The 8,995-nt window shown below is 69.7% G+C and carries 7 protein-coding genes; 2 read left to right on the top strand and 5 right to left on the bottom strand.

Annotation, left to right across the window (positions count from 1 at the left end; genetic code table 11):
• Positions 1-261: 261 nt before the first annotated feature.
• The 5 genes from ACFVWR_RS17280 to ACFVWR_RS17300 all read right to left on the bottom strand — a co-directional run bounded on the left by ACFVWR_RS17280 (position 262) and on the right by ACFVWR_RS17300 (position 7,125).
• Entirely contained in the window at positions 262-855 is a 594-nt protein-coding gene (locus ACFVWR_RS17280) for a TetR/AcrR family transcriptional regulator (RefSeq protein ID WP_387214984.1), read from the bottom strand.
• Positions 856-949: 94 nt separating this feature from the next.
• Entirely contained in the window at positions 950-2,605 is a 1,656-nt protein-coding gene (locus tag ACFVWR_RS17285) for an amidohydrolase (RefSeq protein WP_387214987.1), read from the bottom strand.
• A complete protein-coding gene (locus tag ACFVWR_RS17290) occupies positions 2,602-3,477 on the bottom strand; it encodes a molybdenum cofactor biosynthesis F family protein (RefSeq protein WP_387214990.1) in 876 nt (291 codons plus the stop codon). Before ACFVWR_RS17290 ends, ACFVWR_RS17285 begins: the two co-directional genes overlap by 4 nt.
• 61 nt (positions 3,478-3,538) lie before the next feature.
• Positions 3,539-5,527 carry a primary-amine oxidase gene (locus ACFVWR_RS17295; RefSeq protein ID WP_387214993.1) on the bottom strand — a complete coding sequence of 663 codons (1,989 nt, stop codon included), beginning with the start codon at positions 5,525-5,527 and terminating at the stop codon, positions 3,539-3,541.
• Between the two features lie 107 nt (positions 5,528-5,634).
• Positions 5,635-7,125 carry an APC family permease gene (locus ACFVWR_RS17300; RefSeq protein WP_387214996.1) on the bottom strand — a complete coding sequence of 497 codons (1,491 nt, stop codon included), beginning with the start codon at positions 7,123-7,125 and terminating at the stop codon, positions 5,635-5,637.
• A 206-nt stretch (positions 7,126-7,331) separates the two neighbouring features.
• Between ACFVWR_RS17300 and ACFVWR_RS17305 the strand changes: the two genes are divergently transcribed.
• Complete coding sequence (locus ACFVWR_RS17305; RefSeq protein WP_387215002.1) at positions 7,332-8,078, top strand: SDR family NAD(P)-dependent oxidoreductase; 747 nt, start codon at positions 7,332-7,334, stop codon at positions 8,076-8,078.
• 58 nt (positions 8,079-8,136) lie between these two features.
• Positions 8,137-8,949 carry an SDR family NAD(P)-dependent oxidoreductase gene (locus ACFVWR_RS17310; protein ID WP_387214999.1) on the top strand — a complete coding sequence of 271 codons (813 nt, stop codon included), beginning with the start codon at positions 8,137-8,139 and terminating at the stop codon, positions 8,947-8,949.
• The last annotated feature ends 46 nt before the right edge of the window (positions 8,950-8,995 follow it).

An 8,995-nucleotide genomic window follows, 5' to 3' on the forward strand; every position in this document is an offset into this window, starting at 1 on the left:
GGATGAGTGTGGCTCGTGTTCGCGAGTGTGTCCGTTCCGGTCGGATGTGCCCGCTGTGCCGGCCACGTTCGACCGGAGTGGCCACATTCGTGGCGAAGTGGCACGTTCGTCGCGAGCAGCCACACTCGTCGCGAGCAGCCGCGTCAGCCGCGTTCGCCGCGACGGGGCACGTTCGTGGCGTGCCGCAGGCTGGCCGACCGACCCACGTACGGCCGGTCGGCCGACCGACCCACGTACGGCCGGCCGGCCGGCCGGGCGCCGTCAGCGCGGCGTGATGCGTTCGAAGAAGGCGTCGAGGTGGCGGCGCTGCAGTTCGGCGGTGGAACGGTCGGGGGCGATGAGGCTCATGATGGTAGCGCCGACGTTCATGAGAACGATCTCGTCGACGAGCTGCTCATCGGGGGTGTCGGTGACGATGTCGCCGGCGGCGCGGCCCTGCGCGAGATACGTGGCGAGGCCGGCGCGCCAGTCATCGAGGTGGGCGAGGTACGCCTGGTGCAGATCTTCGTTGGAGACGGCGCGCTCCCAGAAGGTGAGGAGCACCCGTCCGGCGGTGACCGCACCCGGTTCGAGGGGAGCGGTGGCGTAGACGATCGCGCGCAGAGCCTCAAGGCCGGTCTTGCCGTCCACCGATTCGGCGACGCCTTGGCTCATCATCCCCAGGGCGCGCTCGTAGGTTCCCTGGATGATCTCGTCTTTTCCCGGAAAGTAGTGCTTCAGTGCCCCGTTGGCGAAACCCGCCTCGGTGGCGATCTCGCGCATGGTGGCCGCCTCGAGCCCGCCTTTGACGATGAGCGCCCACGTGACGTCGATGATGTCTGCGCGGCGCTGGTCGTGGTCGATGACCTTGGGCATACCTCTCCCCTCGAGGGTGGCGCCCCCGGTGCGGCGGCGCAGTCGTCAACAAGTGTAGGACAAGCGCCGCACACCGCGGCCCAGCGCCGCATCCCTACCGCTGAAACACCTTCTCCCCGGCGAACCACGTCTCGAGCACGGTGGTCGCCGCGAGCTGCGACTCCGGCACTTGGAAAGGATCGCGGTCGAGCACCACGAAGTCGGCGGACTTGCCGGGCTCAAGCGAACCGGTGACCTCCCCGAGCCCCATGGCGGTCGCACCGTTGATCGTGAACACTTCGATCGCCTCGGCGAGGGTGATGGCCTGCTCCGCACCGAGCGTTCCCGGTCGCTTGCCCGAGGGGTCGGCGCGGGTGACCAGGCCCTGGATGCCGTCCCAGGCGTTCGGGGTCTCGCTCACCGGCCAGTCCGACCCGCCCGCGACGAGGGCCCCCGAGTCGATCAGGGACCTGTTGGGCTGCAGTCCGTTGACTTCGCCGGCCGGCCGCACGGTGCTGAGCGCATCCGCGATCACTCCGGGAAACCAGAGGAACGGCGAGATGTCGGCCGAGACGTCGAGTTCGGCGAAGCGGGGAAGGTCGCTCGGCGCGATGAACTGGCCGTGCGCGATCTGGTACCGCGGGGCGGTGTGACCCTCCGAGCGCACCGTCTCGACCGCGTCGAGCACCATCCTCACCGCCGCATCGCCCGAGCAGTGGATCTTAGCGGAGATGCCCTGGGCGGCGGTGCGCCGCAGCCAGCCGAGCAGCTCGTCGGCCGGCATGGTGGTGCTCCCGTGGAAGTGCGCGCCGTGCGCGTCGGACGGTAGATACGGTTCGAGGAAGGCGCCGCTGTGGGCCGGGGGAGTGCCGTCGAGGAAGATCTTGATGAAGTCGGGGCGGTGGTGTTCGCTGCGCACCTCCTCCTGGTGGGCGATCAGCGCATCCCCGAGTTCGGTGTAGCCGAAGATCTGATCGTTGACCGTCATGCTGGAGACGACCCAGGCGGCTAGCTCCGACCGATCGTCGAGTGCTTTCAGCGCACGCATGACGTCGAGGGAGATCGCCGCATCCTGGAACGCCGTGATGCCGTAGGAGTGCAGGATCTCGACGGCGCGGGCCGAGGCTCGCTCGTGGTCTGCGGCGGCGAGCGCCTTGGCGGGCGCGGCCACCTTTTCGACGAGGAGCCCGGCAGCCTCCAGGAGCACGCCGCTCGGCTCGCCTGTCTGCGGATCGCGGACGATCACCCCCGCGGCGGGGTCGGGGGTGCTCGCGTCGATGCCGGCGAGGTGCAGAGCGCGCGAGCTGGCCCAGCGGTTGTGGTGGCTGTCGTCGGTGAGCAGCACGGGCCGGCCGCCCGCGGCTTCGTCGAGCGCGTGACGGGCTGCCGCGTGGCCGAGCTCGTCGAGCAGACCGGTTCCCCAGCTGCTGCCGATGATCCACTCGTCGGGCCGGCGAGTCTCCGCGTAGGCGCGCACGGCGGCGAGCACCTCGTCGAGGCCCGCTTCTCCCGAGAAGGTCAGCTCGAACAGCTCCGCCCGGCCTGCCTCTGCGTGGTGGTTGTGCACGTCGACCAGCCCGGGCATCACGAAGGCCCCGGCGACGTCGACGACGCGTGTGTCGGGGCCGGCGACCGAGGCCAGCGCACGGGCCGAGCCGATCGCGAGGATGCGGCCGTCACGGATCGCCATCGCCTCGGCCTCGGGATGCGCCCGGTCGACCGTGTGGATGCGCGCCCCGATCACCAGCAGATCGGCCGGACCCTCGGTCATCGCGGTTCGCCCGCGACGCCGACGGAGCCTGTGCCACCGGCGCTGTCCGCCGGGTCGAACCGGTCGGGGTGCACGGTGTTGCTCAGCAGCCGACCGTATGCGCCGAAGGTGAAGTGGGTCGGTGTCGTGCCCGACTCGTCCAGTCCGAAGAGCACGCCGTGGGAGCGGATGGCCCGCACGTCGCGGTGGTCTGCGATGGTGACGGAGGCGCACGGGATGACCTTCTCGCGCCAGGCGAACACGTAGATGCCCGGCCTGATCTCCCACACGGAGTTCTCGTCGGTGTCGGCGAGGCCCTTCTCGGGCCCGGCCAGGCACTGCCAGGTGTACCACTGCGGGCTCAGGTAGAGGTGCTCGTAGGCGTGCTCCGCGCTGTAGACCCACATCACGCGGCGGCCGATGAGCGAGGTCGTCGGCGCCGGAGCGCTGCCGGCCGTTGGGGCGCCTTCGATGAGCGACGGCACGAACAGCTGCCGTACGGCGGTGTTGCCGGGGAACTGGTCGCCGATCGCCTGGACGATCGACAGCGCCCGTCCGTTCGTCACATCGAGCACGAGCGAGACGGCCTCGTCGGGCTTGTGCTCGTGGTGGAACTGCGCGAAGTAGAGCCCGGTGTCGACGCGGAAGGCCTCGTAGGCGTCGCTGCCCGAGGAGGCGGGGATCGCATCCCCGGCGCCCGGCTGATACTCCCAGCGCACGCGGCTGTCGTCGAACGTGTGCGTGATGCGGGTGCCGCGCTCGTCGACGAGCGTGATCGTGCGCCCGGCGAGGTCGGCGCTGAGTTCGGCCTTGTTGGCGTCGAAGCCTGGCGCGAGCCCGTCGAGGGGCAGCCAGGTCGAGGTGTCCGAGAGGGTGACGGCGGTGTCGGTCATGGGGTCTCCGTTCGAAGGGGTGGAGGGGGATCGGATGCGGCGCGCAGCAGGCGCGCCGAGGTCAGTGCTCGCAGGTGCAGGCGCCGCCACTGCAGCACGCGCCGCCGTCGGCGCCGGCGGCCCCGTCCGGCAGGTCGAGCGCGGGGTTGCGGTCGAGGAATCCGTACGGCTTGAACAGAAAGCCGGAGTAGTCGACCGGCATGATCGGCCAGTCCTCGGGTCGGGGGATGTGCGTCGGCCCGAACACGTGCCAGAGCACGATGTCCGACTCTTCGAGCGAGCGGTCGGCCGCTGTCCAGGCCGGGAGCCCGGCGCCGCCGGCGTGGGCGTTGGGGTAGTCGCCGGCCGGAAAGCGCTCGGCCTGATCGAACGCGGTCGCCCAGAGGTGCTTCGTGGCGAACGTCGCCCGGGCGGACACGGTCGCCTCGGGCTGCGCCATGAGGGTCGCTCCGCCCTGCGGCACGAGGTGGTAGGCGGTCGGCTTGCCGACGAGGTTGCGGCGGTCGGCGCTGGTGACCTCCCAGACGCGCGCGGCGGCGGGGTTCGCCAGTCGCGCCGCATCCTTCTCGCTCGCCAGGGGAGTCGTGCGCCAGGTGAACGCGTTGCCGTACGGGTTGTCGTCGCCGATCGGGATGCCGACGACGTCGACCTCGGAGAGCGAGTTGCGCCGGCCGTCGATGGCGACGTCGAGTCGAGCGCAGAACAGGTGCTGGTGCACGGGGGCGAAGAGGCCGGGAGCGATCTCGGTGGCGTGCGGGTCGTTTGTTCCCGGAACACCGGCGCCGGCGAACACGATGCCGGTGGCCTTGGCCTCGACCTGGATCGTGCCGTCGAGGTAGAAGTACCAGAAGAATCCGTAGTCGTAGTTTCCGATCGTCGAGAAGTACGACACGACGAGCCGGCGCGAACGACGCACCTCGGCCTTGCCGTTCAGGTCGGTGTGCTTCCACAGCACGCCGTAGTCCTCTTCGTGCATGCACACGACCTGCGGGATGGTGACCGGGTTGCCGTGGTCGTCGGCGACGACGCCGTCGAAGTAGTGGATGACGCCCAGGCAGTCGCAGCCGAGTGCGAGGGTGTTCGCGTTCTTGCCGAGGAGGTATTCGCCCGCGTCGAAGTAGCTGATCCAGAACCTGGTCGGGGTCGTGTCGCCGTACGGCACCACCATCTCGGGAACGGAGGCGCGGTAGAGCACCGAGCGGTCCTCATCCCCGTCGCGGAAGGTGACCTCGTTGAGCACGAGGCCCTCCCGGGCGTTGAACCCGACGCGGAACTTCCAATTCTCCCACTCGACCGACTGCCCGTCGACCCGGAAACTGGGGCCTTCCGGCTGGGTGATCTCGATGGGCTTCAGCGTCGTGCGGGCGGGGCCGACGGTCGCCGCGTCGTAGTTGCCGTCGATGGCCGGCACGGGAACGTCGCCGTCGTCTTCGACTCGGATGACCTCGCCGCGGCTGAGGTCGATGTGCACGATGAGGCCTTCGACCGGATGCGACCAGGGGGAGTCGTCCGCGCTCGAGCGCAAGAAGGTGAGCGAGCGGATGACCCGGCGCCCCACTTCGTCGGCCCGGTTGAAGTGGCCGGGGGCGAGAGGAGCGCAGAAGGCGAGCTCGACGCGGTCGCCGAGGCCGCGTCGCTCCATCGCCGCCCGCCAGTCGGGGGATGCTTTGGCGATCTCCTCCGCGCGCTGATACTCCTCGAAGAGATATTGGGGCTGTCCGTACGGGGCGTCGGTGGTGGTGAGATCGTTCCAGCCGACGATCTCACCGGTCGTGACCGAGACGACGGCTTCGGCCGATGCGCCCGTCGCGGTGTCGAGCACGACGAACAGGATGCGCCGCTCGATGGGATCGCCGGGGCGGAACGCCGCGACCGCATCCTTCAGCGGCTCGACCGGGAGCACCGACGGAAAGCGGGTGCTCGCCGTGAGCCGGCCCGCCTCGTCGAGGATCTGCCTGCCTCGGGCGATCTCCGCCGCGGTCAGCGGGTCGAGGGGATGTGCGGCGGTCGCGAGGGCGGTCGTCGCGCTGGTGTGCTGGTGGGTCGGCATGGACATCCTTCTGGTGGTGATGCGTCCAGTATCGTTGCGGCGCCCGCGGTGCGTCTTGTCGCCGAGCGACCGTCAGTTGACCGCGAGCGCTGCCTCGCCGGCTGTCGTCAGACGGTGGTGTCGGTCGCCGGTGTGGCTGCGGATGCGGCAGCGGGCTCCGGGGCGTCGAAGTCTTCGAGGTCGTGGTCGAGGCCGGCGTACACCGCGGGCTTCCTGCGCCGCAGGTACGCGCCGTAGCCGATGCCGCCGACGAGCGCGACGACCAGGAGCAGGGGCAGGAGGTTCACCGCGAGAGCGTCGGAGCCCGCCACGATGTTGAAGTTGACGATCGCCAGAATGACGATCGACAGCAATCCGAGAAAGCCGATGCCCGGGGCGATGAACGTGCTCCACCAGCGGGGGTCGTGCTGCCGGCGGAAGTGCACGATGATCGAGATCGCGGCGAGAGCCTGCAGCACCAGGATGCACAGGGTGCCGAAGCCGATCATGCTCGGCACCAGCGAGGAGATCGGGTCGAGCCCGGCCAGTGCGAACAGGCCGGCGACGACCGCCGCGAACACGGCCTGCACGATCCCGGCGACCTGCGGCGCGCCGTTGCTGCGGGTGCGGGCGAGCGCGCGGGGGAGCACCCCGGCCCGGCCGAGCGAGAACAGATAGCGCGTGGCCGAGTTGTGGAAGGCGAGCATCGCCGCGAACAGGCTGACCAGTAGAAGCACCATCATGACGTCGGTCATCACCGTGCCCAGATACTTCTGCGACAGGCTGAAGATGAGGTCGCCGCTCTCGAGGTGGTCGAGCGCGGTCTTCTGGGCGGCTTCGACGCCCGTCGCGCTGACGACGGCCCAGGTGGTGAACCCGAGGATCACGCCGATGCTCACGATCGCCACATAGGTGGCGCGAGGAATCGTGCGGAGCGGATTGCGCGCCTCCTCGCCGAAGAGCGCCGTGGCCTCGAACCCGAGAAAGCCGGTGGCCGCCAGCAGCAGGCCGATCGGCAGCGACCCGGAGAAGACGGCCTCCGGGCTGAAGGCCTCGATGCGGAAGCCGGTCTGGAACAGCACCGAGAAGTCGAAGATCACCAGGATGAGCGTCTCGAGAACCAGCGAGATGCCGAGGATCTTCGTGCTGAAGTCGATGCCGCGCCGCGCGAGCAGGAACGACACGATGATGGAGAGGAGCCCCCACACATACCAGTACACGTTCAGTCCGGTGAGGTCGGCGATGATCGTCTGCATGAAGAACCCGCTGGTGCCGATCGTGCCGACCACGAAGAAGTTGTAGCCGATCGTCGCGATGAACCCGGCGACCAGCCCGCCGGTGCGGCCGAGACCCTTCACCACGAACGCGTAGAAGCCTCCCGCGTTCACGAGCTGCTTCGACATCTGCGCGTAGCCGACCGCGAAGAGCAGCAGGATCACGGCGACGATGAAGAACGACATCGGTGTCCCTCCGCCGTTGCCGAGGGCGATCGCCAGCGACGCGACGACGACGACGCCCGTCAGCGGGGCGACCGCGGCGAGCACGAGGAACACGATGCCGGCGACGCCGAGCGCGTTCTTGCGCAGGTGGCCTGCTGTGGGTGAGGTGGTTTGCGACACGTCGGCTCCTTCACTGACTTCGGGTGGGCGGACACGGGGGGATGCCGTCCTGTCGGAAGTCTGCTGTCATCGACCGGTGCTGGGCTTGCCGATCTGGGCACGCCGTTAGGCCGCCAGCGCAGAAAGACGCCCGCCCTGGCCGTCTCGGAGGCAGGATGGCAGCATCCCGACCCCGCACAACGATCGTGAGGAAGCGCGTGGAACTGATGCTCGATACGGCCGTCGCCGTCGTCACCGGAGCCGCCTCCGGCATCGGCGCCGCGTGCGCCCGCGCTCTGCACGACGAAGGCGTGACGGTCGGCCTGATCGACCGCGACGCCGAGGCGGGCGCCTCCCTCGCCGCATCGCTCGGTGACGGCGCGGTATTCGTCGCCGCCGACGTCACCGACGAAACCGGGCTGCGGGATGCGGTCGACACCATCGCAGACACGTTCGGCGGCATCGACCTCGCGATCGGCTGTGCCGGAGTCAGCGGGCCGTTCGGCCGGCCGATCGAGGAGATCACGGTCGACGCCTGGAACGCGGTGCTCGCGGTCAATGTCACCGGCCAATTCTTGCTCGTGAAGCACTCGGTGCGGTACCTGCGCCAGGCGCGCACGCCCGCGGTGGTGCTCCTGGCCTCGGACTCCAGCTTCGTCGCGGCGCCGGGCATGGTTCCCTACAACGCGTCGAAAGGCGCGGTGCTGCAACTGGTGCGCGCGCTGTCCGTCGACCTGGCCGGCGACGGCATCCGGGTGAACTGCGTCTGCCCGTCGGTCGTCGACACCCCGATGGCGCGGGCCGACCTGGGGATCGAACCCGGCGGCTTCGCTGCCATGGGCTTTCCGGTGCAGACCCCGGATGAGGTCGCCCGTCACGTTCTCTACCTCGCCTCTCCGGCATCCCGGCCCGTCAACGGCCAGGCGCTCGTCTCCGACTTCGGGTACCTCGCCCGCTCGTCGTTCCCGGCTTGACCGCCACTGTCCAGCGTTCCCTCGATTCCCAACCCGTCGTTCTCAGAAAGCAGGTCCCGTGTCCGGCATCGGAGCATCCATCGAAGGCAAAGTCGTCGTCATCACCGGGGGAGGCACCGGCATCGGGGCCGCGACCGCCCGGCGGTACGCCGCCGAGGGAGCGCACGTCGTGCTCATCGGCCGTCGCCCCGGCCCGATCGAGGAGGTGGCCGCGCAGACCGGCGGTCTCGCGATCGTCGCCGACGCGAGCTCGCGCAGTGACGCCGAGGCGGCCATCCACCGGGTCGTGACGGAGCTCGGGCGAGTGGATGTGGTGGTCGCCAACGCGGGCGGCCACGGGCTCTCCACCGTGCTCGACACCGACGACGACGCGTGGGAGATCTCCTTCCGAACGAACGTGACGACCGCGTTCGTGCTCGCGAGGGCGGCGCTGCCGCACCTGATCGAATCCCATGGCCAGATCGTCGTCGTCTCCTCGCTCGCCGGCCTCTTCGCCGGACCGAGTGTCGCGGGCTACACGGTCGGAAAGCACGCCCTGGTCGGGCTCACCCGCACCCTCGCCCGCGACTACGGCCGCTACGGCGTGCGCGTGAACGCGGTCTGCCCCGGCTGGGTGCAGACGCCGATGGCCGACGAGGAGATGGACGAGTTCGCCCGCCGCGCGGGCCTCGACTCCCGCGAGCAGGGCTACGGCCTGGTGACCGCGGATGTCCCGCTCGGCCGCCCGGCCCAGCCCGACGAGATCGCCGCCGTCATCCGGTTTCTCGGCTCGGCCGAATCCTCGTACATCACCGGCGCCACCATCGTCGCCGACGGGGGCGCCCATATCGTCGACGTGCCGACCATCCCTCTGTCCCACGCCGGCCTCTGACGGTCGTCGAGGGGTCCCGACACGCCGTTACATGCCTCCATGTAAC

Origin of the sequence: Leifsonia sp. NPDC058292 (genome assembly GCF_042880955.1) — a bacterium.
Lineage (GTDB): Bacteria > Actinomycetota > Actinomycetes > Actinomycetales > Microbacteriaceae > Leifsonia.

What these genes read in the sequence shown, in the direction of transcription:
- ACFVWR_RS17280 (WP_387214984.1), bottom strand. Translation starts at nt 855, where the DNA reads ATGCCCAAGGTCATCGACCACGACCAGCGCCGCGCAGACATCATCGAC.
- ACFVWR_RS17285 (WP_387214987.1), bottom strand. Translation starts at nt 2,605, where the DNA reads ATGACCGAGGGTCCGGCCGATCTGCTGGTGATCGGGGCGCGCATCCAC.
- ACFVWR_RS17290 (WP_387214990.1), bottom strand. Translation starts at nt 3,477, where the DNA reads ATGACCGACACCGCCGTCACCCTCTCGGACACCTCGACCTGGCTGCCC.
- ACFVWR_RS17295 (WP_387214993.1), bottom strand. Translation starts at nt 5,527, where the DNA reads ATGCCGACCCACCAGCACACCAGCGCGACGACCGCCCTCGCGACCGCC.
- ACFVWR_RS17305 (WP_387215002.1), top strand. Translation starts at nt 7,332, where the DNA reads ATGCTCGATACGGCCGTCGCCGTCGTCACCGGAGCCGCCTCCGGCATC.